Genomic DNA, 25,890 nt, shown 5'->3' on the forward strand with positions numbered 1-25,890 from the left:
GCACCCCGCCGCGGCGCCGCAGCGACGAGGTCACCGGCACGGTCGCCGAGCGGGCCGCCGCCGCCTCCCGCACCGCCAAGGGCGCCGCCTCGCGGACGGCCAAGGGCGCCGCGACCCGCACCGCCCGCTCCGCGAAGTCCGTGCAGACCGCCACCGCGGCCCGCACCGCCGCCGTCGCCAAGGTCGCCCGCGCGGTGAAGGAGGCCCGCCGCAAGGAGCCGCAGCGGGCGCCCCTGCTGCGCACCACCGACCGCCTGGTGCTGCCCCCGCACCCCGCCGTGCACGTCCCGGACACCAAGGTCGCGCTGTCCACCGCCTCGGTGTACCCGTCGACCACCGAGACCGCCTTCGAGCTGGCCGCCCGGCTCGGCTACGACGGCGTCGAGGTCATGGTCTGGAACGACCCGGTCAGCCAGGACGTCGAGGCGCTGCGCCGGCTCTCCGACGCCCACGCCATGCCGATCCTCGCGGTGCACGCCCCCTGCCTGCTGATCACCCAGCGGGTGTGGACCACCGACCCGTGGACCAAGCTGGTCCGCGCCCGCGCCGCCGCCGAGCGGCTCGGCGCGGACACCGTCGTCGTCCACCCGCCGTTCCGCTGGCAGCGGCAGTACGCCCGGGAGTTCGTCGCCGGGATCGGCCGGATGGCCGGCGAGACGGACGTCCGCTTCGCGGTGGAGAACATGTACCCGTGGCGGTACAAGGACCGCGAGATGCTGGCCTACGCGCCGGGCTGGGACGTCACCGACGAGGAGTACCGGCACTTCACCATCGACCTCTCGCACGCGGCGACCTCCCGGATCGACGCCCTGGAGATGGCCGACCGGATGGGGGACCGCCTCGCCCACATCCACCTCGCCGACGGCTCCGGCTCCGGCAAGGACGAGCACCTGATCCCGGGCCGCGGCAAGCAGCCCTGCGCCGTGCTGCTGGAGCGCCTCGCCCGCAACGGCTTCGACGGGCACGTGGTGCTGGAGGTCAACACCCGCCGCTCCGCCTCGGCCGCCGAGCGGGAGGCCGACCTCGCTGAGGCCCTCGCCTTCACCCGGCTGCACCTCGCCACCCCCGCCCGGACGCACCGGGGTTAGCCTGTCCCGGTACCGAGGGAGGCAGGACATGACAGACCTTCAGCAGCAGGCCCACGCACTCTCGTTCGGACCGGTCGCGGAGCAGTACGCCGCGGCGCGGCCCACCTACCCGGCCGAGCTCTTCGACGAGCTGGAGCGCCTCGCCGGCCGCCCGCTCGCCGGGGCCGACGTGGTCGACGTCGGCGCCGGGACGGGCATCGCCACCCGGCTGCTCGCCGCCCGCGGCGCCCGGGTGCTCGCCGTCGAGCCTAGCGGCGGCATGGCGGCCCGGCTGCGGGCCGTCTCGCCGGAGATCCCGGTGGTGAAGGGCGTCGGCGACGACCTGCCCTGCCACGACGGCTCCGCCGACCTGGTCACCTACGCCCAGGCCTTCCACTGGACGGACCCGGAGCGCTCGGTGCCCGAGGCGCTGCGGGTGCTGCGTCCCGGCGGCGCGCTCGCGCTCTGGTGGAACGTCAAGGACGACGCCGAGGACTGGATCGCCGACCAGCAGCAGCGGCTCGGCCGGGCGCTGCCCTCGTACCACGCCTACCGCTCCACGCCGCAGGACCTCGCCGGCCCGCTGGGCGCCCACGGGCTGCGGGTGGAGACCGCCCGGCTGCACTGGGCCCGGCGGGTGACCGTGGAGAGCCACCTGGCCGACCTGGAGTCGCGCTCCTACGTCGCGGTGCTGCCGCCCGAGCAGCGGGCGCCGGTGCTGGCCGCCGAGCGGGACGCCCTGCTGGCCGCCCACCCCGACGGCGTGCTGAACGAGCCGTACGTGCTCGACCTCTTCGTGGCCCGGACGGCGGCCTGACCCGTGGACGCGCTGACCGCATCGCGGACAGCGCGTCCACCGCCCGGACCGGGGGGCGTAACCTCGGTAGGACAGCGGTCCTGCACCCTCTTCCACCAGCGCAGCGGCCGCCCGCAGGCCCCGAAGGAGTGGAGCGCATGCCCGAGCTGAGGTCCCGTACCGTCACCCACGGCCGCAACATGGCGGGCGCCCGCGCCCTTCTCCGGGCCGCCGGCGTAGCCCGGGAGGACTTCGGCAAGCCGATCATCGCGGTGGCCAACTCCTTCACCGAGTTCGTGCCGGGCCACACCCACCTGCAGCCGGTGGGCCGGATCGTCTCCGAGGCGATCAAGGAGGCCGGCGGCATCCCGCGCGAGTTCAACACCATCGCCGTCGACGACGGCATCGCGATGGGCCACGGCGGCATGCTCTACTCGCTGCCCTCGCGCGACCTGATCGCCGACTCGGTCGAGTACATGGTCAACGCGCACTGCGCGGACGCCCTGATCTGCATCTCCAACTGCGACAAGATCACCCCCGGCATGCTGATGGCCGCGCTGCGCCTCAACATCCCGACGGTCTTCGTCTCCGGCGGCCCGATGGAGGCCGGTAAGGCCACCCTGGTCGACGGCACCGTCCGCAAGCTCGACCTGGTCGACGCGATCTCCCAGGCGGTCAACGAGAACGTCTCCGACGAGGACATCGCCATCATCGAGGAGAACGCCTGTCCGACCTGCGGGTCGTGCTCGGGCATGTTCACCGCCAACTCGATGAACTGCCTCACCGAGGCGATCGGCCTCTCGCTGCCCGGCAACGGCTCCGTGCTGGCCACCCACACCGCCCGCCGCGCCCTCTACGAGCGGGCCGGGCAGACGGTCGTCGAGATCACCAAGCGGCACTACCACCAGGACGACGAGTCCGTGCTGCCGCGCAACATCGCCACCCGGGCCGCGTTCGAGAACGCCATGGCCCTGGACATCGCGATGGGCGGCTCCACCAACACGATCCTGCACCTGCTCGCCGCCGCCCAGGAGGCCGAGCTCGACTTCGACATGCGGGCCATCGACGCGATCTCCCGCAAGGTCCCCTGCCTCTCCAAGGTCGCGCCGAACGGCTCGTACTACATGGAGGACGTGCACCGGGCCGGCGGCATCCCCGCCATCCTCGGCGAGCTGTACCGCGGCGGCCTGCTCAACGAGGACGTGCACACCGTGCACTCCGACTCGCTCGCCGAGTGGCTGAAGACCTGGGACGTCCGCGGCGGCTCGCCCTCCGCCGAGGCCGTCGAACTGTGGCACGCCGCCCCCGGCTGCAAGCGCACCTCCGAGGCCTTCGCCCAGTCCGAGCGCTGGGAGTCCCTGGACACCGACGCCGCCAAGGGCTGCATCCGCAGCGTCGAGCACGCCTACTCCGTCGAGGGCGGCCTGGCCGTGCTGTACGGCAACCTCGCCGAGGACGGCTGCATCGTGAAGACCGCCGGCGTCGACGAGTCGATCTGGACCTTCAGCGGCCCGGCCGTCGTCGTCGAGTCGCAGGAGGACGCCGTCGAGGCGATCCTCGCCAAGCGGGTCAAGGAGGGCGACGTCGTCGTCATCCGCTACGAGGGCCCCAAGGGCGGCCCCGGCATGCAGGAGATGCTCTACCCGACCTCCTTCCTCAAGGGCCGCGGCCTCGGCAAGGCCTGCGCGCTGATCACCGACGGCCGCTTCTCCGGCGGCACCTCCGGCCTGTCGATCGGCCACGCCTCCCCGGAGGCTGCCTCCGGCGGCACCATCGCCCTGGTCGAGGACGGCGACATCATCGCCATCGACATCCCCGGCCGGAAGATCAACCTGGAGGTCTCCTTCGAGGAGCTCCACGAGCGCCGGCTCAAGCTGGAGGCCGAGGGCGGCTACCGGCCGAAGAACCGTCAGCGCCAGGTCAGCCAGGCCCTGAAGGCGTACGCGGCGATGGCCACCTCCGCCGACAAGGGCGCCGTCCGCGACATCAGCAAGCTGGGCTGAGGCCGCACCGACGGACCGGAAGGGCGTCGTACCCCGCGGCCCTGTTGCCGTCGGGTCTGCGGCGCCCTTCCGCCGTCCGGCCTCCCGGCCGGGCGACAATGGGTGCCGTGAACCAGCGCACCCCGGGCAGGAAGCCCGCCCCAGGCCCCGAGCCCGAGCCGATCCGGTTCTTCGGCACCACCTGGGTCGACCACGGCGGCGGCTACTGGCTGCGCCGGGTGCTCGTCTCGCTCGGCGCCCTGGTCTGCACGGCCGCCGCCGCCCTGGTGCTGCGGTTCGCCGTCGCCGGGGTGACGCTCTCCGACGCCGGCCGCCTCGTCGACGTGCTGCTGATCGGGGCGGTCGCGATCTGCTCCTGCCTCGCGGCGATCCGCACCTGGAAGTCCCTCACCGAGGGCCGCCACACCCTCGACGGCTGGATGGCCGAGGACCGCTCACTGGGCGCGGTCTGGCTGATCGGCGGGGTCGGCGCCCTCGCCGCGTACTTCTTCCGCAGCCTGGTCGAGGCCCCGGGGGAGGCGGTGCACCGCGCCGCCTACGAGAAGGCCCGCCGCGGGCGTCGCTGAAGCGGCATCGGTAGGGGCGCGTGGGGGCACCTCCCAGCCTTCGGCCGGGAGGTGCCCCCACGCGCCCCCTGGGCCTCTACTCGGAGAAGGCCTGGGCGAGGTCGTCGAAGAGGTCCTCGGGCTCTTCCAGGCCGACCGAGAGGCGGAGCAGGGAGGGGTGCGGGCGGGCCTCGGGGGCGACCGGGCGGTGGGTGAGCGAGGCGGGGTGCTGGATCAGGGTGTCCACGCCGCCGAGCGACACCGCGTGGGTGATCAGGTCGCAGCCGGCCGCGGTGCGGGCCGCCGCCTCGTAGCCGCCGCGCAGCGAGAAGGCGAGCACCGAGCCGGCGCCGGTCATCTGCCGCCCGACCAGGCCCTGCGGGTCGCACTCGGGCAGGCCCGGGTAGTAGACCTGCTCGACCTCGGGGCGGGCGGCCAGCCAGGCCGCCACCTTGGCGGCGTTCGCGGCCTGGTGCCGCACCCGCAGCGGGAGCGTCTGCAGGCCGCGGTGGAGCAGGTAGGCGGCGAGCGGGTGCAGGATGCCGCCGGTGACGGCGCGGACGCGGCGCAGTCGGGCCGCCCACTCGGCGTCGGTGGCGACGGCGCCGGCCAGGACGTCGCCGTGGCCGCCGAGGTACTTGGTGGCGCTGTGCAGGACGAGGGTGGCGCCGTGGTGCACCGGCTGCTGCAGCACGGGCGTGGCGAAGGTGTTGTCGACCAGCAGCGGCACGTCCCCGCACTGGGCGGCGACGGCGGACAGGTCGACCAGGTCCAGGGTGGGGTTGGCCGGGGTCTCGACGATCACCAGGCCGGTGTCCGGGCGGATCGCCGCGGCGACCTCGCCGGCGGTCGCCCAGGTCACCTCGGTGCCGAGCAGGCCGGTGGCCAGTACGTGGTCGGTGCCGCCGTACAGCGGGCGGACCGCGACGACGTGTCCCTTGCCCTCGGCGCGGGCGGCCAGCAGGCAGGCGGCGAGTGCGGCCATGCCGGAGGCGAAGGCCACCGCCTGCTCGCAGTCCTCGAGTTCGGCGAGGGCCTGCTCGAAGCGGGCGGTGGTGGGGTTCCACAGCCGCTGGTAGACGGCGCTGCCGCCGTCCGGGACGAGTCCGCCGGTGGCCAGTGCCTCGTAGCTGTCGCCGCCGGTCTCCACGCCGGGCAGGGGGTTGGTGGTGGAGAGGTCGATCGGCGGGACGTGGGTCCCGAGGCCGCGCAGGTCGGTTCTGCCGGCGTGGACGGCCCGGGTGTCGGCGTGGGGCATGGGTGGCCTCCTCGGCGGGGTGGGGGGTGGCCCCATGGTGAAGAGTCCGCGGAGTGGCGGCCACAGTTCGGCAGAAGATTCGAATACCGGCCGGTAGGTCTTGCGGATGTTCGGACTGCCGGACGATCGTGGGCCCCGTGCCGAAGAATCCGCAGCGCGAACTCGCTCCCGTCGACCGGGCCATCCTGCGGCTGCTGGTCGCCGACGCCAGGATGCCCAACAACGCGATCGCGGAGGCGGTGGGCATCGCCCCGTCCACCTGTCTGGGCCGGATCCGAGCCCTGCGGGAGCGCGGGGTGATCCGCGGTTTCCACGCCGAGGTGGAGCCGGCCGCGGTCGGTCTCGGCATCCAGGCGATGATCGCGGTGCGGCTGCACGCGCACACCAAGGAGCAGATCGGCAGCTTCGCGGGCGGCATCCCCCGGCTGCCGGGGGTGGTGGCCGCGTACCACCTGTCCGGGGCGGACGACTACCTGCTGCACGTCGCGGTCGCGGACACCGACGCGCTGCGCGACTTCGTGCTGGACCACCTCACCGCGCACCCCGCGGTGCAGCACACCGAGACCAGCCTGATCTTCGGCCACGTCCGGGGCGCCGCCCCCACGGAGGGCGACGACTGACCCCGGACGGTGCGTCAGCTCCGCGTCAGCGTGCCGCAGCCCTCGTGGTCGTCCAGCTTGCGGTTCGGGTCGTACGGGTCGACGGTCGGCCCGGTGTGCGGCTCCTCGGTGCCGGGGCCGAAGTCGACGGTGAAGTCCGTCTCCAGGTAGCCGCTGCCCATCCCGCACACGTTGTTGCCGAAGTCGGCCGTCCACTTGTCCAGCAGCAGCCTGCCGCGCTGCACCTTGTACCGGGCGGGGTTGTAGAAGCGGAAGTCCTGCTGACGCCGGACGATCTCCCGCTCCACCCGCGGGGCGACGTCGGCCTTCAGGGCCACCGGCTTGGCCGTGCCGCCGCTGCCGGTGCTCTGCCCGGGCCGCGGCACGCCGGCGTCCGGGCCGGGCCGCAGGGCGTACACGAATATGTAGTCGGTGTGCACCAGCAGGCCGCGGTCGCCGTCGCCCTCGAAGGTCATGGTGCCCCGGGCCTTCACCACGTCGGTGACGGGCACGGCCCGGCGCGGGTCGAAGCGGCTCAGCCAGTTGGCGGCGTCCGAGTCGACGGTGGGGTGGGCGAGCGCCTTCTCCAGGTCCTCGCGCGACGAGCGGTCCAGCAGGGCGAGGGCGGCGGCCGGGGTCTCGCCGTGGACGGTCTTCGGGTCGAGGTTGGTGAGGACGAGGTACTGCCGGACCTTCTCCAGCAGGCCGGCCACCTCCTCCTTGCCGAAGACGCCTTCGGCCTTCGCCTGCGGCAGGACCAGGGCGTCCGCCCCGGCCTTCCATGCGTCGGCGGGCGAGCCGGCCCAGGGACGCTCGACGGTCGGGGTCTGCGGATCGGTGGTCGGCGGTGCGGCCGCCGGGGCGGTGGGGTCGGCCGCGGCCGCCGAGGAGTCCTCGCCCCGGTGGTACCAGCCGTTCAGGCGGTCCACGTTGAGCGCGGCCAGGGTGACGGCGGCGGCGAGCACCACGAACACCGGGGTCTGCCAGTTGCGCCTGCGGCGCCGGCCCCACGGGTCGACCGGCTTCGGCCGCCGCCCGAAGCGCCGGCGGGCGGGTGCCGGAGCCGGGTCGGCGGAGGCCCGCCACGGCTCGGGCTGCGGCGGCTGCTGCTGCCACTTCGCGGCGAGCATCCGGGCCCGCCCGGACTGCTCCTTCACCGTGGCGGCGCGTACGAAGTCCTCGTCGAGGACGACGTCCTCGAACGGGTCGTCGGGACGCGGGGCGGGGTCGTCGACTGTCGGCACGCCGGACAGTATGCAGACGGCGGCCGACACGCCCGACAGCGGGGGGCGTCCCGGCCGTGCACGGCTCCGCCGCCGAACTCGACGCGGGTGCCTGCGCCGAGGCGCTCCGTCAGTTCGGCCGGGGCGGAGCCGCCACGTGCCGGCCCACGGCCCGTCAGCCGCGTCGGCGGGCCTGCTTGACCGAGCCGACCACGCCCGCGACCGCCAGCAGCAGCCCGGCGGGCAGCAGCGAGGTGAACAGCGCGGCGAACAGCCCCGAGCTGCCGAGCAGGGTCATCGCCAGGGTGTTCAGCACCCACAGCGCGCCGGCCGCGGGCAGCGCCGACTGCCAGGGGTGTTCCTCGGCCCAGCGCTGGAGCCGCCGGTCGCCGGTGTCCCGGCGGAGCCGTCCGCCGACCGTGCCGACGAGGAAGAAGAAGAACAGGCCGAGGCCGACCGGCCCGGCGAGGATGTCCATGGACCAGTTGCCGGTGACGATGTCCACCCCGAGGGCGGCACCGCCGACCACCGTCCCGACGGCCGCAGCCGTCCGCCACGGGCCGAGGGTCGCCGCGGCGACGGCGACCTGACGGCTCTCACTTCGCGACAAATCTCCGTTTCCCATACCTCAACCGTGCTCCCGGTGGTCCCTGGAAATCCATAGGGGTGATCCCCGAGTTTCCCCCGAGGGCGGGCCGTCCGGTCCGCGCCGGACGTGCGGGAGGGGCGCCGTCCGTGAGCGGGCGCTGACGCACCGTCGGCGGGCCACGGACTTCATATGAACATCATTTGAATCCGGCCTCCCGGAGGCGTCCGGCTCCCTATGCTGCGGCCGTCCCGTCCGTCCACCGAGAGACCCCAGATGCTGATCATCGCCGTCCTGCTCCTCCTCGTCGGCACCGTCCTGCTCGTCCTGAGGTGGCGCGGGGTCACCGACTCCGGGGCGGCCACGGCGTCCGGCCTGGTGTCCGTCGGCCTCGGCCTGCTCGCGGGCCTCGCCACCGTCGTCCACGTGGTCGCGCCCTACGAGGTGGGCGTGCCCACCACCCTGGGCAAGGTCGGCGGCACCTGGCAGCCGGGACTGCACCTGAAGTCGCCGCTGACCGACGTCTCCACCTTCTCGACCCGGCCGGTCGACCTCGACCTCACCGGCAAGGACACCGTCGAGGTCCGCTCCTCCGAGGGCGGCGTGCTCTACGCGGACATCACCGTGAAGTGGTCGGTCGACCCCAAGCACACCCAGAGCCTGTTCAAGCTGGCCGGCGACACCGATGCCGTCCAGAAGCGCCTGGTCTACCCCGACAGCCGGGAGATCGTCCGCAACGTCTTCGCCAAGCACACCGGCGTCGAGGGCTACAGCTCCGAGCGCGAGGCGATCAGCACCGAGATCGAACGGCTGATCACCGCCCGGCTCGCGCCGCGCGGCATCCTGGTCAACGGCGTCAACCTGCGCAACGTGAAGCCCAGCGACAGCCTGCAGCACGCGATCGACCAGAAGATCCAGCAGGACCAGGCCACCGCCCAGGCCGAGGCCGCCGTCCGCACCGCCAAGGCCGAGGCCGAGAAGCGGAAGATCGAGTCCGAGAGCACCGCCGCGGCCAACACCGCCATCGCCAACTCGCTCACCGACAAGATCCTGATGAGCCAGTGCATCGAGGCCTTCAAGGCCGCCGCCGAGAAGAACCCGGTCTACGCCAGCCCCTGCGGCACCGGCGGCTCGCCGGTCATCGTCGACGGCACCAAGCGCTGACGCCCGGGTGCCCGGGGGCCACCGCCCCCGGGCACCCGGAAGAGCGGGTCCGGCTCAGCGCGTCCAGTCGACGGTCAGCACCGCTCCCGCACCGCGCTGCACGAAGACGTACGCGGTGGAGGCGAGCGCCTGGTCGAACTGCAGCCGCAGCTGCACCGTCGACCCGGGCCGGATCGCGGCCAGCCCGGCCGCGGAGAACGCGCCCGAGGTCCCGCTGCCCGAGGTGAACCGGGCCACCGTCGCCGCCGCACCCGTACTCGCCGGGGCCGCCCAGTCGTCCGTGCCGGTGGTGCAGGCCGCGCCGAAGCAGCCGTCCCGCACGTCGACGGTCAGCTGCGCCGCGGCCCACGGGTCCCCGCTGCCGCTGCCGTACCCCAGGGTGAGCCGGGCGCCGGTGACCGTGGCGCCGGCCGGGAGGGCCGAGGTGTCGAAGGAGAGCAGCGCCCGGTTCTGCTTGCCGTCGGTGCCGCGGCCCACCGCCAGGCCCAGGCTGCCGGCGAGGGTGCCCACCGCGGGCGAACCGCCGTCCGCCGCGGCCTTCACGTAGCCGTCCAGGGCGGTGTCGTCGCTCAGCTGCGTGCTGCCCGAACCGCCCGAGGGCGACGGGGACGGCGACGGCGAGGACGAGGGGCTGGGGGAGGGCGACGGCGCCGAGCCGTCCAGGCCCCAGAACCGGCCGATCCGGTAGGAGGCGCAGAGGTTCACGTCCAGCACGTACGCCCCGGCGGTGCCGCACTGCTCGGCGCCGCTGCCCGGGTCGACCGGCTGGCCGTGGTCCATGCCGGTGATCGAGTACACCTCGACCCGGTCGGCGCCGGAGGCGTCCCGGTACACCTGGTGCGGGTGGCCCGCGACGGTGTCGCTCACCGCGGGCGTCTGGCCGGTGCCGGCCACGTCCGTCCACTGCTTCATCAGCTCGGTGAGGTTCACCGGCTTCACCACCGAGTCCGAGGACCCCTGCCAGAGCGAGACCTTCGGCCGTGCCCCGGTCCACGACGGGTACGCCTGCCGGACGAGGTCGCCCCACTGCTGCGGGGTCTTCGAGGTGCCCATGGTCATGCAGTTCACCGAGGCCTCCACGGCCGTGGTGGCGCAGTGGTACGGGAGCCCGGCGACCACGCCGCCGCCCGCGAACACGTCCGGGTAGTCCGCCAGCAGGGCAGCCGTCATCGCGCCGCCCGCCGACAGGCCCGTCACGTACACCCGGGCCGGGTCGCTGCCCAGGTCGGCGACGGTCTTCGCGACCATCTGACGGATCGACAGCGCCTCGCCCGCGTCCCGCCCGAAGTCGCCCGGCTGGAACCAGTTGAAGCACTGCGAGGAGTTGTTGGCGGACTGCTGCTGGGGCATCACCACGGCGAAGCCCCAGGCGTCCGCCCAGTGCGTCCAGCCGGCCGCCTCGCCGTACGACGCCGTCTGGGTGCAGCCGTGCAGCGCCACCACCACCGGCCGCCCGGCGGCCAGCCCGGTGGGCGCGTAGCGGTACATCAGCAGATTGCCCGGGTTCGAACCGAACCCGGTGACCTGGACGGTGCCGGCGGCCCGGGCCTCGCCGTGGCCGAGCCCGAGCACCCCCGCCGCGGCCACGGCGAGCAGCGCGAGCGCCGCCCACCACCGTCTCAGGGGCGTGTCGTACGTCATGGGGGAGCTCCTCTGGGGTGGGGGAGAGCCGACCGTACGGGCGGGGCCGTGCCGCCCGGCACGGTGCGGACGGACACCCCCGGCGCCGCCGGATGGCGGCGCACCCCATTGCCTGGCCCCGTCCGTGCGCGAGCGCACTGCCCACGGTTCGGACATCCCGGCCCGCGGCACCACACCGGTGCGAGGATGGCCGCAGCACCGTACGAAGGAGCGGCCCCATGCCCAGCAGCGCATCCGGACAGAAGATCGCCTTCCTCGGCACCGGCAAGATCGGCGAGGCCCTGCTCTCCGGCCTGCTGCGGGCGGGCACGGACCCGGCCGACGTCCTGGTCACCGCCCGCCGCCCGGAGCGCGCCGCCGAACTCGCCGAGCGCCACGGCGTCACCGCCGTCACCAACGCCGAGGCGGCGAAGCTCGCCGACACCCTGATCCTCGCGGTGAAGCCGCAGGACATGGGCACCCTGCTGGAGGAGCTGGCACCGCACGTCGCCCCCGACCGGCTGGTCGTCTCGGCCGCCGCCGGCATCCCGACCGCCTGGTTCGAGGAGCGGCTCGCCGCCGGCACCCCGGTCGTCCGCGTCATGCCCAACACCCCCGTCCTGGTGGACGAGGGCATGAGCGTCATCTCCGGCGGCTCGCACGCCTCCGAGGCCCACCTGGAGCGCACCGAGGCGATCTTCCGCTCGGTCGGCAAGGCGATCCGCCTGCCCGAGGCCCAGCAGGACGCGGCCACCGCCCTCTCCGGCTCCGGCCCCGCCTACTTCTACTTCCTGGTCGAGGCGATGACCGACGCCGGCATCCTGCTCGGCCTGCCCCGGCAGGTCGCCCACGACCTCATCGTGCAGTCCGCGATCGGCGCCTCGATCATGCTGCGCGACTCCGGCGAACACCCCGTCAAGCTCCGCGAGGCGGTCACCTCCCCGGCCGGCACCACCATCGCGGCCATCCGCGAACTGGAGAACCACGGCGTCCGCGCCGCGCTGCTCGGCGCCCTGGAGGCCGCCCGCGACCGCTCCCGCGAGCTGGCCGGCGGCGGCAAGTAGCCCGCAGCGGCCCGGCACCGGAGCCGCGGTGCCGGGCCGGTAGGCTCGACCGGGTGAGCTACGACCTGGTGATCTTCGACAACGACGGGGTGCTCGTCGACAGCGAGCCCATCTCCAACCGGGTGCTGGCCGAGTACCTCACCGAACTCGGCTACCCGACCACCGTCGAGGACTCCTACCGGGACTACATGGGCACCGCCGCGCACCGGGTCCACGACGTGATCCTGGAACGGCACGGCGACCGGCTGCCCGAGGGCTTCGACGACCTGTTCCACGGCCGGGTGTTCGCCGCCTTCGAGGCCGAACTCGGCCCGGTCGCCGGGGCGGAGACCCTGCTCAAGACCCTGCAGCAGTCCGGCGTCCGGTACTGCCTGGCCTCCTCCGCACACCACTCCTGGATCCGCACCGCGCTCGACCTCACCGGCCTGCGCGGGCACCTCGCCGAGGAGCTCATCTTCAGCGCCCAGGACGTCGGCGTTGGCAAGCCCGCCCCCGACCTCTTCCTGCACGCCGCCCGCACCATGGGTGTGCCGCCCGAGCGCTGCCTCGTCCTGGAGGACAGCCCCAACGGCGTGCTCGCCGCCCGCGCCGCCGGCATGGACGTGTACGGCTACGCCGCGCTCACCGACCCGGCCAAGCTCACCGCCGCCGGCGCCACCGGCCTCATCACCGGCCTCACCGAGGTCCCCGCCCTCCTGGGCCCGCGCGCCTGACGCAGGGGCACCCGAACAGGGCCGGCCGTCAGGTGCCCCCGCGCGCCCCTGAACAAGCCGCCCGTGCACCGTGTGACGCCGACCCCCTCCCGGAACGGCCCGCCAGGGCCTACGCTCTCGCCACCACACGTCGGTACCCACCAGTAGCGGGGGCCCCATGGCCGAGACCACCGGACGGCTGCGGCAGGCGCGCGCCGCACTGGCAGCGAGCTTCCTGCTGCAGGGCGCCACCTTCGCGCTGCTGGTCAGCTGCATCCCGGAGATCCAGCGGCGGTACGGGCTCGACGACTCCCTGCTGCCGGTCTTCCTCGCCGCGGTGCCGATCCTCGCCGGCGTGGGCTCGATCGCCTCCGAGGCCCTGGTGCGCCGCAGCAGCCCGCGCGCCGTGCTGCGGGCCGTGCAGCCCGCCGTCTGCCTGGCGCTCGCCGCCGTCGGCGTCGGCACCGCCCTGTGGCAGCTCGCCCTCGCCCTGGCCGCCTTCGGCCTGCTGGTCGGCGCGCTGGACGCGTCGATGAACATGCTCGGCGTCGGCCTCCAGCACCGGTACGGCCGCAGCATCATGCTCGGCTTCCACGCCGCGTTCAGCCTCGGCGGGATCGCCGGCGCCGCCGTCGCCGGGCTCGGCGCGCACCGCGGGACACCGCTGAGCGTGCTGTTCGCCGGCTCCGCCGCGGTGCTGATCCCGGCGGCGCTGCTGGTCGGCACCCGCTTCGCCGGCCCGGCGGAACTCGGCGACGCCGTCGAGCAGGCCGCCCGCGCGGCCGGCCGCGCCGTCCCGTGGCGGCCGCTGCTGCCGCTCTGCCTCGCCATGGCGGTCGCCTACATCGCGGACGCCTCGGTCTCCAACTACAGCGTCAAGTACCTCACCGACACCCTGCACAGCCCCGACGACCTCGCCAAGCTGTCCTACCTGGGTTACATGCTGGCGATGCTGGCCGGCCGCGCGCTCGGCGACCGCGGGGTGCAGCGCTTCGGCGCGGTCACGGTCGTCCGGGTCGGTGCGGCGACCGCCGCCCTCGGCTTCGCCGCCGCCGCGGTCGCGCCCGCGCCCTGGGCCGGGATCGCCGCCTTCACCCTGCTCGGCCTCGGCATCTGCGCGATCATCCCGCAGGTCTTCGCGGCCGGCGGCCGCCTGATGCCCGCCGACTCGGACGCCGCCGTCGCCCGGCTCAACCTCTTCAACTACGTCGGCTTCCTGGTCGGCTCCCCGCTGGTCGGGGCGATCGGCGACGCCGGCTCCTACCGGGCCGCGCTGCTCGCCCCGATGCTGCTGGTGCTGGTGATCCTGCCGCTCGCCGGCCACTTCGCCCCCGCACCGGCCCAGGAGGCCAAGGAGCCCGCCCAGGCGCACTGAGCCCCCTGCGTCCCGCCCCCGGCCACCCACTACGGTGGAGGCATGCCCGACGCCGAGCGCGACGACAACCCCTGCGGCCTGCACCTCTTCTGGGACGACGCGGTGACCGCGTACGACTTCGGCCCCGGCCATCCGATGGACCCGACCAGGCTCGCCCTCACCAAACACCTGGTCGACGCCTTCGGGCTCGACCGCGGCCGCGGCGTCACCGTCCGCTCGGCCCCGGCCGCCGGGGACTCCACCCTGCGCCTGGTGCACACCGGCGAGTACATCGCGGCCGTCCGCAAGGTCGCCGCCGACCCGGACCTCGTCGATCTGCGGCACGGCCTCGGCACCGACGACAACTGGGCCTTCCCCGGCCTGCACACCGCGTCCGCGCTGATCGCCGGGCAGTCCGTCGCCGCCGCAGAGTCGGTCTGGCGCGGCGAGGCCCGGCACGCCGTCAACTTCGCCGGCGGGCTGCACCACGCGATGCCCGACCGGGCGTCCGGCTTCTGCGTCTACAACGACCCCGCGCTCGCCGTCGCCCGGCTGCTGGAGCTCGGTGCCGAGCGGGTCGCCTACGTCGACGTCGACGTGCACCACGGGGACGGCGTCCAGCAGGCGTTCTGGAACGACCCCCGGGTGCTCACCGTCTCGCTGCACGAGCACCCCGCGACGCTCTTCCCGGAGACCGGCTGGTCCACCGAGTCCGGCGGGCCGGACGCCCCCGGCAGCGCCGCCAACCTGCCGCTGCCGGCCGGCACCGGCGACGCCGGCTGGCTGCGCGCCTTCCACGCCCTCGTCCCCGAACTGCTCGCCGCCTTCCGCCCGCAGGTGCTCGTCACCCAGCACGGCGCCGACACCCACGTCGAGGATCCGCTCGCGCACCTCGCGGTCAGCCTCGACGCCCAGCGCCTCGTCGCCGAGGCGCTGCACGGCCTGGCCCACGAGCACGCCGACGGCCGCTGGATCGCCCTCGGCGGGGGCGGCTACGCGGTGGTCGACGTGGTGCCCAGAACCTGGACCCACCTGGTCGCCACCGCGGCCGGCCGCCCGCTCGACCCGGCCGCCGAGACCCCCGAGGAGTGGCGCGCCGAGGTCTACCGACGCACCCGGCAGCAGGCACCGCTGCGGATGACCGACGGCGCCGCCCCCGACTGGCGGGACTTCCACGACGGCTACGACCCGGCCTCCCGCCTCGACCAGGCGATCCTCGCCGCCCGCCGCGCCGTCTACCCGCACCACGGCCTGCTGCCCTGACCTGCGGCCCGTCCCCGGCCGCGGCGCCCGCACCCGCGCCGCGCGCGCCGGGCCGGTGCTCCCGAGCGCCCCACCGGCGCCGACCGGCCGGTCCGCCTGCGCCATACGCCGATCGGCTACGTACTGCAATCGGGGGATGCCTCACCGTACAAGGACTGGGCATCCCCCTCTTCCCACTGGTACCACCCATAACTACTCTGGGCATACACGTGTGCCGGTGGAGTCACCGGAGGGGAAGCCGGTGCCTTGCACACGGGTAAGGGTCGGTGATGGTCATGAGTTCAGGCGAACGCCCCCTGCAGGAAGTCGTCTTCCTGACCGTGGCCGAGGTGGCCTCGGTCATGAGGGTGTCCAAGATGACGGTGTACCGCCTGGTGCACAGCGGTGAACTGCCGGCGATCCGGGTCGGGCGCTCCTTCCGCGTCCCGGAGCAGGCGGTCCACGCGTACCTGAAGGAGTCCTACGTGCGGCTCGAGAGCGCGTAGGCCTGACACGGCAGGGCACGATTACTGGTTACCCCGGGCGGACGGTAGGCTAGGCCCTCCGTCAGTCGTATGGACACCCGTCTCCCATGGACGGGGTCCGAGTGAGCGAGGGTTGTTCCGTGGGCTCTGTCATCAAGAAGCGTCGCAAGCGTATGGCCAAGAAGAAGCACCGCAAGCTTCTGAAGCGCACTCGCGTGCAGCGTCGCAACAAGAAGTAACCCGCGGCCGGACTACTTCCCGCTCACGCGGGGGGCCAGCCGCTGCACCGACGGCCGCCTCGCGCGCACCAGGTGTCCGAACTGCCCGCCCGGGCGCTGCCCGGGCGGGCAGTGGTGTCTCCGGGCCCTCGGCGGCGCCCCCGCGGCCCGCGGGTGTGGCGCCGGTACGGCCCGGAAACATCCGCACGGTACGGTGCACTCAGGGCGACACGAGGAGGCCGCAGCAGCGTGGGCAGGACCGTACTCGTCACCGGTGTGGCCCGGCACCTCGGTGCCCGGTTCGCCGCCGGGATCGCCCGTTCCCACGGGGTCGACAAGGTCGTCGGGGTCGACGTCCAGCCCCCCGCCGAGGACCTGCCGCCCGGGGTCGACTTCGCCCGGGTCGACCTGCGCCGCCCGGCCGTCGCCCGGGTGATCGCCGAGCACGGCGTCGACACCGTCGTCCACCTCAACGTCTCCGCCATGGGCCCGGGCGGCCGCTCCACGGTCAAGGAGACCAACGTCATCGGCACCATGCAGCTGCTCGGTGCCTGCCAGAAGGCCCCCGGGGTGCGCCGCCTGGTGGTGAAGTCCACCACCGGCGTGTACGGCTCCGCCCCGCGCGACCCGGCCGTCTTCCACGAGCGGATGCAGCCCAAGGAGCTGCCCGCCGGGGGCTTCGCCCGGGACGCCGCCGAGGTCGAGGGCTACGTCCGCGGCTTCGCCCGCCGCCGGCCCGACGTCGCCGTCACCGTGCTGCGGTTCGCCAACATCGTCGGCCCGGTCGGGGACACCCCGCTCTGCGCCTGGTTCACCCTGCCGGTGCTGCCCACCGTGCTCGGCCGCGACCCGCGCCTGCAGTTCGTCCACGAGGACGACGCCGTCGAGGTGCTCCGGCTCGCCGCCCTCGACCCCCGTCCGGGCACCACCAACACCGGCACCTTCAACGTGGCCGGCGACGGCGTGCTGCTGCTCTCGCAGTGCGCCCGCCGACTCGGCCGGCCCACCGTGCCGCTGCTCAGGCCCGCGCTCGGCGCGGTCGCCGGGCTCGTCCGGCAGACCCGGCTGGCCGACATCTCGCCCGAGCTGATCCAGCTGCTCACCCACGGCCGGGTCGTGGACACCACCCAGCTCCGCGAGACCTTCGGCCACACCCCCCGCTTCACCACCGCCGAGGCGTTCGCCGACTTCGTCGCCGCCCAGCGGGCCGGCCTGCTGCCCCCGGAGCGGCTCGCCGCCGTCACCGACCGGCTGGCCGCCCTGCTCGGCCAGGACGACCGCCCCACCCAGGAGCCGATGCCACGATGACCGCAGCCCGCAAGACCGAGCCGGCCGACGCCAAGGTCATCCCGATCGAGTCCGCGCCCAGCTGGCACGCCGGCAGCCCGGAGGGCGGCGGCTTCGCGGACCGGCTGGCCGAGGCCGTCGGCGGCGCGCTCGCCGGACAGCTCGGCGCCACCGCCACCAAGGTCCTCGGCAAGGGCTGGGAGGAACGCGCCGCGAGCGGCCTGGCCTTCCTGCGCCGTCGGATCACCGGCGACTACGAGGTCGACGAGTTCGGCTTCGACCGGGAGCTCACCGAGGAGGTGCTGCTCTCGCTGCTCCGCCCGGTCGCCGAGAAGTACTTCCGGGTCGAGGTCCTCGGCGTCGAGAACATCCCCGCCGAGGGCGGCGCGCTGATCGTCGCCAACCACTCCGGCACCATCCCGCTCGACGCGCTGATGACCCAGGTCGCGATCCACGACCACCACCCGCACCGGCGCCACCTGCGGATGCTCGCCGCCGACCTGGTCTTCCTGCTGCCGGTCGCCGGCGAGCTGGCCCGCAAGGCCGGCCACACCCTCGCCTGCAACGAGGACGCCCAGGCGCTGCTGGAGCGCGGCGAGGTGGTCGGGGTCTGGCCGGAGGGCTTCAAGGGGATCGGCAAGCCGTTCTCCGAGCGGTACAAGCTCCAGCGCTTCGGCCGCGGCGGCTTCGTCTCCTCCGCACTGCGCGCGGGCGTGCCGATCGTGCCCTGCTCGATCGTCGGCGCCGAGGAGACCTACCCGATGATCGGCAACTTCCGCTCGCTGGCCCGGCTGCTCGGCCTGCCGTACGTGCCGATCACGCCGACCTTCCCCTGGCTGGGGCCGCTCGGCGCGATCCCGCTGCCGACCAAGTGGACGATCCAGTTCGGCGAGCCGATCCCGACCGACGGGTACCCGCGGGAGGCCGCGGACGACCCGATGCTGGTCTTCAACCTCGCCGACCAGGTCCGCGAGACCATCCAGCACACCCTGTACAAGCTGCTGGTGCAGCGGCGATCGGTCTTCTTCTGACCGGTGCACCGACGCCGGAGCGGCCGTGGGAGCTCGGGAATCCCACGGCCGCTCGGGACGGAGCCGGCCTCAGCCCAGCGTGAGACCGGGCAGCAGACCGGGGATCAGCGGCGGGATGGTGATCCCCTGACCCTCCGACGACCCGGTGGCCGAACCGCTCGGGGCGGGGGAGGCGCCCGATCCGGTCGTGCCGCCGGTGGCCGGTGCGCCGCTCTGCCCGCCGCCCAGGCCGTTGGTGAGGCCGTCGACCAGACCGCCGACGCCCTGCGGGGCCGTGCTCGGCGCGGCACCGTTCGGGGCGGTGCCGGTGCCGTGCGCCGTCGGCGCACCCGAACCGCCCTGCGTGGCGCCCTGGACGGCGCCGCCGGACGCCTGCCCCGAGGTCTGACCGTCGCCCGCCCCCGTGCCCTGCTGGCCGCCCGGACCGGGCTTCTCCAGGTGCAGGGGTGCGACGTCCTCGCTTATGTCGTCGAACAGCTCGTCGACCTTGTCGGCCTGCGGGCCGAGCTGGCCGGGCAGCCGGTCGTGCAGGCGCGTCCAGCGGTCGTCCTGGCCCGAGGCGAAGGTGGCGAGCTGGCGCATCGGCGCCAGCGAGCCGTTGCTCCGGTACACCGAACGCAGCAGGTCGCGGCCGCGGAGGGCCTCGGCGTGCATGTCGTCCAGCGCCTGCCGGACCTGCTCGACCGTGTCGGGGCTCAGCGTGTCCGGCGAGCCCGACCGCTGGAGCAGGCTCTGCGCCTCGTCCAGCCGGGTGGTCGCCTGCTCCAGCAGCAGCGCGCCGCGCTCGGAGTCGGACCCGGCCCAGTCCAGCCGGAGGCCCTCCAGGCCGCGCTTCATGCCGTACAGGGCGTCGCCCGGCAGGGCACCGCCGCTGGCGGCCGCGGCGCCGGCGAAACCGCCGACCGCGACGCCCGCGACCAGCCCGCCGATCGCGAGCCGGCGGCCCCAGCGCCCGCGGGCCGCCCGGGCGGCCCGGTGCCCGCGCTGCCGCGGCACCGCCGGGGTGCCGCCCCCGGCGAAGGCCTGCTCGAACGCGGCCATCAGCTGGGCCCGTTGGACCGCCTTGGTCTCCGCGGAGAACTCCGGTACGGGCAGTTCCCCGAGGGTGTCCGCCACGGCCAGCAGCTCGGCCATCGCGGTCGATCCGGCGCGGTGGGCACCGCCCGGTGTGCTCCCGTCGGGTCCGTCCCCGCCGGGTGAGTTGTCCGTCCGGTGGGCCTCCAATGCCTCGGCGAAGGCCTTCGCCCGCCGGTGCTCCAGCACGTTTGCCGTCACGGGCCACACCTCCCTTCGTCGTTGTCGACACCGTGGCCTGCCGGAGGGTTGTCTCGGCGGGCCGAAACCACACCATCGGGTGATGCGGTCCGAACCTGCTTGACCGCACGCCCGTTGATGGTTTCCAGGCTGGCCAACGAGCGGTGCCGGGAGTCGGTTACGCACGACTGATCATGTGACCGCGCATTCACCCGCCCGTGTCGGAGCACGGGCCCGGGTGACGGTCCGTCGGTTGGGGGCGTCACGGCAGCAGGCTCACCGCGCGTCCGGGGGCAGCAGGCGGGCCAGCGTCCGCACCGCGCGGTACTGCAGGGTCTTGATGGCGCCCTCGTTCTTACCCATGATCCGCGCCGTCTCGGCGACCGAGAGCCCCTGCAGGAACCGGAGGTTGACGCACTCCTGCTGCTGGGGGTTGAGCCGCCGCACGGCGTCCCGCAGGGCCGCGTTGGCCAGCGACTCCAGGACGGACTCCTCCGGGCTGCGCTCGCACTCGTTGGAGTCCAGCATCTCGCCGGTGGTGACCTCCAGCCGGAACCGGCTGGACTTGAAGTGGTCGGCCACCAGGTTGCGGGCGATGGTCACCAGCCAGGCGCCGAAGTCCCGGCCCTGCCAGGTGAAGGTGCCGATCCGGCGCAGCGCCCGCAGGAAGGTCTCGCTGGTGAGGTCCTCGGCGGTGGCCCGGCTGCCGACCCGGTAGTAGATGTACCGGTAGACGGTGTCCGAGTACTGGTCGTAGAGCCGGCCGAAGGCCTCGCTCTCGCCGGCCTGGGCGCGCTCGACCAGCTCCATCACCGGGTTGTGATCGGTCTCGGTGCCGCGGTCGGTGCGCGGGCGGCTGCGGGCCGGGGCGCCGACGCCGCGGCGGGTGCCGGTCGTGGTGCCGCCCGCGGCGGTGCCGCTGGTGGCGGTGGAGCGCAGCAGGGTGCCGGTGGCGGCCGGGCGGGCGGCGGGGAGGGTGCGCGGGCCGGGCGCGACGGGGGCGCCGGCGCCGGCGAGGACGGGCTGGGGGCCGAGCACCTGGAACTCGCGGATGGCGGCCCACAGCCGGTCCAGTCGGGCGCCGGTGCGCAGGGTGGCGGTCGACGGGCTGGAGGTGGTGGGCGCGTCGTTCCGGACGGGTGGGTACACGGGACTCCCAGAGGCAGAACTGTGGACGGGTCACCTCCGCCTGCGCGGAGAGCACGCCCCCATGCCCCCGCCGGGGGACACGCAGGTGCCGTGCATCCAGGAGAGGATAACGCTTTGTGCAATGACGGCTACACCCTGTGGCGGAACTGGTCGTTTGGGATCCGGATGGCGCGTATATTCAGCCGGTACTGATCGTCGGTGGCCGGCCGGAGCGCGCTCCGGGTGATCGAATGGCAACCCGGTGTGACCGATTCGGGTGAGGGACGGGCGCTTTCCCTGCCTCGCGGCCCGGTAACCCACAACTTTCCCGAGGCGCCGAACGATCGGATCCGGTCAAGAGTGAAGCAGGCGCGAACCGCAGCCGTCCGCCCGATGTCGCCCGCACGTGTGAGGAGTTGACGGGCCGCGGGTGGACGCCCCGGCAACCGCCCCGGACCAGGGCACATGTGACGACGGGTCGGTTCCGGCCGGATGCGGCGGCGGCGCGGCGGGGCGGTGCGGCCGCGGGCTCAGGCGGTGCGGCGGCGCCGGTGGGCGGCCAGGGCCGCGGCCGTGGCACCCGCCGCGACGCCGAGCCCGGCGGCGGCCGGCAGCCCGACCCGGGCGGCCTTGCGGCCCGTCCGGAAGTCGCGGACCCGCCAGCCGTGCGTCCGCGCGTGCCGGCGCAGCGAGGCGTCCGGGTTCACCACGTAGGGGTGGCCGACCAGGCTGAGCATCGGGATGTCGTTGGCGGAGTCGCTGAACGCCGCGCAACGGGAGAGGTCCAGCTGCTCGCGGCGGGCCAGCGCCTGCACCGCGGCCGCCTTCGCCGGCCCGTGCAGCAGGCCGCCCACCAGCCGGCCGGTGTACTCGCCGTTCGAGGTCTCGGCGACGGTGGCCAGGGCGCCGGTCATGCCCAGCCGGCGGGCGATGATCCGGGCGATCTCCTGCGGGGCCGCGGTGACCAGCCAGACCCGCTGCCCGGCGTCGAGGTGCATCTGGACGAGCGCCCGGGTGCCGGGCCAGACCTTGTCCGCGATGACCTCCTCGAAGATCTCCTCGCAGATCTGCTCCAGCTCGGCCGTCCGCTTGCCGGCGACCAGGCCGAGCGCGGTGTCCTGGGCGTCCGCGATGTGCGCCGGGTCCTCCGAGCCGTGCAGCCGGAACCAGGTCTGCTGCCAGACGAAGCGGGCCACGTCGCGGCGGGTGAAGAACCGCCGCCGGTACAGTCCGACGCCGAGGTAGAACATCGCGGCGCCGCGCAGGATCGTGTTGTCGCAGTCGAAGAAGGCGGCCGCCCGGGGGTCGCCGGGCGTCGGGGTGTGGTCCTCGGCGGGGGCCTTCCTGCCGCGTCCGGCCTTCTCGGCCTTCTCTGACTTCTCGGCCTTCTCGGCCTTGTCCGTCTTCTCGGCCTTCTCCGCGCTCTTCTCCGTGCCCGCGGCCGATCCGGCCCCGTCCGTGCGCCCCGCGGTGACCGCGAGCAGGCCGGCCTCGGCCGCGTCGGCGGCGGCCTCGCCCGCCAGCGCGGTCCGCTCGTCGGGGGAACGCCTTGCGAGGTGGAGCCTTCGTAGCGCGGCCATGGACCGAGCATAGCCAGCCGGGAAGGGGTTCCCGTGACGCCCGCGTGCAGGTGCCGTTAACGGTGCGCATCGGCGCAGTGACCCGCGCCACGGGCGCACAATGGCCGGGTGAGCCTGCTGCGACGCGACAAGAACAAGAAGCCCGCCGACCGGGTGGTGACCCTGATCGGCAAGCCCGGCTGCCACCTGTGCGACGACGCCCGCACGATCCTCGTCCGGGTCACCGGCGAACTCGGCGCCGCCTTCGAGGAGAAGGACATCACCCAGGACGAGGCGCTGTACCACCAGTACGCCGAGCAGATCCCGGTGACCCTGATCGACGGCCGCCAGCACGACTTCTGGCGGGTGGACGAACGCCGTCTGCGCGCCGCCCTCGGCGCCTGATCCGGCCGGCGCCCGCGCACCGTCCGAACCTCCGTCCGCCACCACCGCCCGCCGCCGCGCCCGCCCGCACCCCCGCCGATCGGCGGGGGTGCGGAGCCGAATCGTTGCCGACCCGATAGAGATCACCCGCCTAATCGGTGAATTCGTCGGCTTACGATCGAGCCTGTTTCGTGTCCGCCGGGGGCCGCAGGCGAAGGAGAGAACGCGATGGGCGGCTATGCCGTCGTCGACGTCGAGGCCACCGGCCGCAGCCCCTGGCGGCACCGGGTCGTCGAGGTCGCCGTCGTCCTGCTGGACGACGGTCTCCGCACCGAGGAGACCTTCTCCACCCTGATCGACCCCGGCGGGCCGGTCGGGCCCACCCACGTGCACCGGATCACCCAGGACGACGTGGTCGGCGCCCCGCGCTTCCGCGAGGTCGCCCCGTACCTGCTCGACCTGCTCGCGGACCGGGTGATGGTCGGCCACCACGTCACCTGCGACCACGCCTTCCTGGAGCGCGAGTACGCCCGGATCGGGGTGCCGCTGCCGCCCGTCCCGCTGCTGTGCACCATGCGCATGGCCCGTACCCGGCTGCCCGCCGCCGTCGGCTGGGGCCTCACCGCCTGCGTCCGGGAGGCCGGCCTCGGCTGGTACCCGGCGCACACCGCGATGGGGGACGCCCGGGCCTCCGCCGACCTGCTCCGCCACTACGCCCGGGCCGGGGCGCTGCCGCCCGCCGACCGCCCGGAGCCGCCCCGGGGCACCGCGCCGGTGCCCTGGCCGCGGCTCGGCCGGGCCCGTTCGCTGGCGGGCGGCGAGCTCGTCCCGCTGCTGCGCCGGGAGACCGCGCCCGGCCCGTGGCCGCAGGGTGCGGCCGGTCACGGGGCAGGCGCTCCGGTGGCCCCCGGATCGGCGACGGCCCCGCAGGGAGGTGAGTGATGCGCATCACTGTGGAGGGACAAATCGGACACCATCTTTGTGCACACGTTCACAAACGCATAGCCTGGCTGCCTAAGCCCAGCTTCACCCTCGGGAGCACCGTGGCAATCGGCCGACCCACCCAGAGCAGTTCGCAGGCGCCCGACACCGGCGCCGCGCGCCGACCCTCGCGTGCCCGGGGCATCCCGGAGGCGACCGTCGCCCGCCTCCCCCTCTACCTGCGGGCCCTGACCGCGCTCTCCGAGCGGTCCGTCCCCACCGTCTCCTCCGAGGAGCTGGCCGCCGCCGCCGGCGTGAACTCCGCCAAGCTCCGCAAGGACTTCTCCTACCTCGGCAGCTACGGCACCCGCGGCGTCGGCTACGACGTCGAGTACCTGGTCTACCAGATCTCCCGTGAGCTGGGTCTCACCCAGGACTGGCCGGTCGTCATCGTCGGCATCGGAAACCTCGGCCACGCCCTCGCCAACTACGGCGGCTTCGCCTCCCGCGGCTTCCGGGTCGCCGCCCTGCTCGACGCCGACCCCGGCGTCGTCGGCACCACCGCCGCGGGCCTGCCCGTGCGGCACATGGACGAGCTGGAGTCCATCGTCGAGAGCCAGCAGGTCTCCATCGGCGTGATCACCACGCCGCCCGGCGCCGCCCAGCAGGTCTGTGACCGGCTCGTCGAGGCCGGCGTCACCAGCATCCTCAACTTCGCCCCCACCGTGCTGACCGTCCCGGACGGCGTGGACGTGCGCAAGGTCGACCTCTCCATAGAGCTCCAGATCCTCGCCTTCCACGAGCAGCGCAAGGCCGGCGAGGAGCCCGGCGGCGGCGACTCCGTCCTCGACCGGGCCCCCGGCCCGGTCCGCGCCGCGGCCGCCAAGCTGCGCCGCGCCGCGGGCGGCGCCACCAAGGCGGAGCCCGCCAAGGGCACCGACCGGTCCGCCCAGGGCCGGGCCGCCAAGACCGCCGCCCAGGCCGGCGGCGCCACCCCCGCCGGCGGCGAGGGCGACCTCTCGGCGGTGATGCCGGCATGAGCCTGCTCGTCGTCGGACTGAGCCACCGCACCGCCCCGGTCGGCGTGCTGGAGCGCGCCGCCCTCACCGGCGAGGTCCCCACCCGCCTGCTGCACGACGCCGCCGCCTCGGCCACCGTCGCCGAGGCCGCCCTGGTCAACACCTGCAACCGGATCGAGCTCTACGCGGACGTGGACAAGTTCCACGCCGGCGTCGCCGAGCTCTCCCTGCTGCTCGCCCACCACAGCGGCGTCGACCTGGAGGAGCTCACCGCCCACCTCTACGTCCACTACGAGGACCGCGCCGTCCACCACCTCTTCTCGGTGGCCTGCGGCCTGGACTCGATGGTCGTCGGCGAGGGCCAGATCCTCGGCCAGCTGCGCGACGCCCTGGCCCGCGCCCAGGACGAGCACACCGCCGGCCGCGGCCTCAACGAGCTCTTCCAGCAGGCCCTGCGGGTCGGCAAGCGGGCCCACAGCGAGACCGGCATCGACAAGGCCGGGCAGTCCCTGGTGACCTTCGGCCTGGAGCAGGTCGCCGCCGGCGCCGGCGCCATCGCCGGCAAGCGCGTCCTGGTCGTCGGCGCCGGCTCGATGAGCTCGCTCGCCGCCGCCACCCTGGTGCGCTCCGGCGTCACCGACCTGCTGATCGCCAACCGCACCGCCGAACGCGCCGAGCGGCTGGTCACCATCCTCGGCACCGGCCGCACCGTCGACTTCGCCAAGGTCCCCGAGGCGCTCGCCGACGTCGACCTGGTGGTCTCCTGCACCGGCGCGGCCGGCGTGGTCGTCACCGCCGAGCAGGTCGCCGCCGCGGCCGCCGCCCGCACCGGCGACGGCCCGCTCGCCTTCCTCGACCTGGCGATGCCGCGCGACGTCCACCACGACGTCCACGAGCTGCCCGGCGCCCTGCTGGTCGACATCGAGAGCCTCTCGCACGCGCACTCGGCCGACGGCCCCGGCGCCGCCGACGTCGACGCCGTCACCGGCATCGTCGCCGACGAGGTGGCCGCCTTCGGCGCCGCCCAGCGCGCCGCCCGGATCGCCCCCACCGTGGTCGCGCTCCGCTCGATGGCCTCCGACGTCGTCAGCGGCGAACTCGCCCGGCTGGAGTCCCGGCTGCCCGACCTCGACGAGCGCTCCCGCGCCGAGATCGGCCAGGCCGTCCGCCGCGTCGTCGACAAGCTGCTGCACGCCCCCACCGTGCGGGTCAAGCAGCTCGCCGCGGAGCCCGGCGGCGCCTCCTACGCGGACGCGCTGCGCGAGCTCTTCGACCTGGACCCGGCGGCCGTGCACGCCGTCTCCGGCACCCCGGCAGCCTCGCCGGGCACCGGCCACGCCCCCCGCGGCGGAGCGGCCGGATGAACCCCGTCAACCCCCACCGGCACGACC

The 25,890-nt window shown here is 74.3% G+C and carries 25 protein-coding genes; 18 read left to right on the forward strand and 7 right to left on the reverse strand.

The annotated features are described in order from the left end of the window. Positions 1-254 precede the first annotated feature (254 nt). From ABD353_RS00005 to ABD353_RS00020, 4 genes are all read left to right on the forward strand, one after another. Entirely contained in the window at positions 255-1,088 is an 834-nt protein-coding gene (locus ABD353_RS00005; RefSeq protein WP_425555048.1) for a sugar phosphate isomerase/epimerase family protein, read from the forward strand. A gap of 28 nt (positions 1,089-1,116) precedes the next feature. Further along, complete coding sequence (locus tag ABD353_RS00010) at positions 1,117-1,884, forward strand: class I SAM-dependent methyltransferase (protein WP_344621337.1); 768 nt, start codon at positions 1,117-1,119, stop codon at positions 1,882-1,884. Positions 1,885-2,021: 137 nt separating this feature from the next. Then, positions 2,022-3,866: a dihydroxy-acid dehydratase gene (ilvD, locus tag ABD353_RS00015; RefSeq protein WP_344621338.1), complete on the forward strand. Its 1,845-nt coding sequence runs from the start codon at positions 2,022-2,024 to the stop codon at positions 3,864-3,866. 107 nt (positions 3,867-3,973) lie between these two features. Continuing rightward, the gene (locus ABD353_RS00020) at positions 3,974-4,432 is read left to right on the forward strand and encodes an EamA/RhaT family transporter (RefSeq protein WP_344621339.1); all 459 of its coding nucleotides are present in this window, start codon (positions 3,974-3,976) and stop codon (positions 4,430-4,432) included. Positions 4,433-4,508: 76 nt separating this feature from the next. Here ABD353_RS00020 and ABD353_RS00025 read toward each other — a convergent pair whose 3' ends face one another. Further along, positions 4,509-5,669, reverse strand: a complete 1,161-nt coding sequence (locus tag ABD353_RS00025) for a trans-sulfuration enzyme family protein (RefSeq protein WP_344621340.1) — start codon at positions 5,667-5,669, stop codon at positions 4,509-4,511. 137 nt (positions 5,670-5,806) lie between these two features. On the opposite strand from ABD353_RS00025, the gene ABD353_RS00030 reads away from it, so the two are divergent. Then, positions 5,807-6,289 (forward strand): Lrp/AsnC family transcriptional regulator, encoded by a 483-nt coding sequence (locus ABD353_RS00030; RefSeq protein ID WP_344621341.1) that lies wholly within the window; start codon positions 5,807-5,809, stop codon positions 6,287-6,289. Between the two features lie 14 nt (positions 6,290-6,303). Here the strand turns inward: ABD353_RS00030 and ABD353_RS00035 are convergent, their stop codons facing one another. Both ABD353_RS00035 and ABD353_RS00040 read right to left on the reverse strand, forming a co-directional pair. Next, positions 6,304-7,512, reverse strand: a complete 1,209-nt coding sequence (locus ABD353_RS00035; protein ID WP_344621342.1) for an SCO2583/SCO2584 N-terminal domain-containing protein — start codon at positions 7,510-7,512, stop codon at positions 6,304-6,306. Between the two features lie 154 nt (positions 7,513-7,666). After that, positions 7,667-8,101: a hypothetical protein gene (locus ABD353_RS00040; RefSeq protein ID WP_344621343.1), complete on the reverse strand. Its 435-nt coding sequence runs from the start codon at positions 8,099-8,101 to the stop codon at positions 7,667-7,669. A gap of 252 nt (positions 8,102-8,353) precedes the next feature. Here ABD353_RS00040 and ABD353_RS00045 point away from each other — a divergent pair, with 252 nt between their 5' ends. Further along, the gene (locus ABD353_RS00045; protein ID WP_344621344.1) at positions 8,354-9,241 is read left to right on the forward strand and encodes a prohibitin family protein; all 888 of its coding nucleotides are present in this window, start codon (positions 8,354-8,356) and stop codon (positions 9,239-9,241) included. Between the two features lie 54 nt (positions 9,242-9,295). Here ABD353_RS00045 and ABD353_RS00050 read toward each other — a convergent pair whose 3' ends face one another. Next, positions 9,296-10,882 carry an extracellular catalytic domain type 1 short-chain-length polyhydroxyalkanoate depolymerase gene (locus ABD353_RS00050; protein WP_344621345.1) on the reverse strand — a complete coding sequence of 529 codons (1,587 nt, stop codon included), beginning with the start codon at positions 10,880-10,882 and terminating at the stop codon, positions 9,296-9,298. Between the two features lie 218 nt (positions 10,883-11,100). Here ABD353_RS00050 and proC point away from each other — a divergent pair, with 218 nt between their 5' ends. From proC to ABD353_RS00090, 8 genes are all read left to right on the forward strand, one after another. Next, positions 11,101-11,925: a pyrroline-5-carboxylate reductase gene (gene proC, locus ABD353_RS00055; RefSeq protein ID WP_344621346.1), complete on the forward strand. Its 825-nt coding sequence runs from the start codon at positions 11,101-11,103 to the stop codon at positions 11,923-11,925. A gap of 53 nt (positions 11,926-11,978) precedes the next feature. Further along, positions 11,979-12,638: an HAD family hydrolase gene (locus ABD353_RS00060; protein ID WP_344621347.1), complete on the forward strand. Its 660-nt coding sequence runs from the start codon at positions 11,979-11,981 to the stop codon at positions 12,636-12,638. A gap of 157 nt (positions 12,639-12,795) precedes the next feature. Continuing rightward, positions 12,796-13,992, forward strand: coding sequence for an MFS transporter (locus ABD353_RS00065; protein ID WP_344621348.1), 1,197 nt, complete (start codon positions 12,796-12,798; stop codon positions 13,990-13,992). Between the two features lie 42 nt (positions 13,993-14,034). Beyond that, positions 14,035-15,234: an acetoin utilization protein AcuC gene (locus tag ABD353_RS00070; protein ID WP_344621349.1), complete on the forward strand. Its 1,200-nt coding sequence runs from the start codon at positions 14,035-14,037 to the stop codon at positions 15,232-15,234. 275 nt (positions 15,235-15,509) lie between these two features. Further along, positions 15,510-15,719, forward strand: coding sequence for a helix-turn-helix domain-containing protein (locus tag ABD353_RS00075; protein WP_052390398.1), 210 nt, complete (start codon positions 15,510-15,512; stop codon positions 15,717-15,719). Positions 15,720-15,805: 86 nt separating this feature from the next. Further along, the gene (locus ABD353_RS00080; RefSeq protein ID WP_425555045.1) at positions 15,806-15,937 is read left to right on the forward strand and encodes a 30S ribosomal protein bS22; all 132 of its coding nucleotides are present in this window, start codon (positions 15,806-15,808) and stop codon (positions 15,935-15,937) included. A 228-nt stretch (positions 15,938-16,165) separates the two neighbouring features. Further along, complete coding sequence (locus ABD353_RS00085) at positions 16,166-17,224, forward strand: NAD-dependent epimerase/dehydratase family protein (protein WP_344621350.1); 1,059 nt, start codon at positions 16,166-16,168, stop codon at positions 17,222-17,224. After that, positions 17,221-18,234 (forward strand): lysophospholipid acyltransferase family protein, encoded by a 1,014-nt coding sequence (locus tag ABD353_RS00090; RefSeq protein WP_344621351.1) that lies wholly within the window; start codon positions 17,221-17,223, stop codon positions 18,232-18,234. Before ABD353_RS00085 ends, ABD353_RS00090 begins: the two co-directional genes overlap by 4 nt. Before the next feature lie 69 nt (positions 18,235-18,303). On the opposite strand, the gene ABD353_RS00095 is transcribed toward ABD353_RS00090, so the two are convergent. The 3 genes from ABD353_RS00095 to ABD353_RS00105 form a co-directional block, all read right to left on the reverse strand. After that, on the reverse strand, positions 18,304-19,509 hold the full coding sequence (locus ABD353_RS00095; RefSeq protein WP_344621352.1) for a DUF5667 domain-containing protein: 1,206 nt from the start codon (positions 19,507-19,509) through the stop codon (positions 18,304-18,306). Positions 19,510-19,764: 255 nt separating this feature from the next. After that, positions 19,765-20,637, reverse strand: a complete 873-nt coding sequence (locus ABD353_RS00100; protein ID WP_344621353.1) for an ECF subfamily RNA polymerase sigma factor, BldN family — start codon at positions 20,635-20,637, stop codon at positions 19,765-19,767. A 509-nt stretch (positions 20,638-21,146) separates the two neighbouring features. After that, entirely contained in the window at positions 21,147-22,196 is a 1,050-nt protein-coding gene (locus ABD353_RS00105) for an HAD family hydrolase (RefSeq protein WP_344621354.1), read from the reverse strand. A gap of 108 nt (positions 22,197-22,304) precedes the next feature. Here ABD353_RS00105 and ABD353_RS00110 point away from each other — a divergent pair, with 108 nt between their 5' ends. The 4 genes from ABD353_RS00110 (at position 22,305) to ABD353_RS00125 (ending at position 25,863) form a co-directional block, all read left to right on the forward strand. Then, positions 22,305-22,580 (forward strand): glutaredoxin family protein, encoded by a 276-nt coding sequence (locus ABD353_RS00110; RefSeq protein ID WP_344621355.1) that lies wholly within the window; start codon positions 22,305-22,307, stop codon positions 22,578-22,580. Between the two features lie 207 nt (positions 22,581-22,787). Continuing rightward, positions 22,788-23,501 (forward strand): 3'-5' exonuclease, encoded by a 714-nt coding sequence (locus ABD353_RS00115; RefSeq protein WP_344621356.1) that lies wholly within the window; start codon positions 22,788-22,790, stop codon positions 23,499-23,501. A gap of 101 nt (positions 23,502-23,602) precedes the next feature. Next, on the forward strand, positions 23,603-24,520 hold the full coding sequence (locus tag ABD353_RS00120; protein WP_344621357.1) for a redox-sensing transcriptional repressor Rex: 918 nt from the start codon (positions 23,603-23,605) through the stop codon (positions 24,518-24,520). Continuing rightward, positions 24,517-25,863 (forward strand): glutamyl-tRNA reductase, encoded by a 1,347-nt coding sequence (locus ABD353_RS00125; protein ID WP_344621358.1) that lies wholly within the window; start codon positions 24,517-24,519, stop codon positions 25,861-25,863. Before ABD353_RS00120 ends, ABD353_RS00125 begins: the two co-directional genes overlap by 4 nt. Positions 25,864-25,890 lie beyond the last annotated feature (27 nt).

It is taken from the genome of Kitasatospora arboriphila, from assembly GCF_039528095.1.
GTDB lineage: Bacteria > Actinomycetota > Actinomycetes > Streptomycetales > Streptomycetaceae > Kitasatospora > Kitasatospora arboriphila.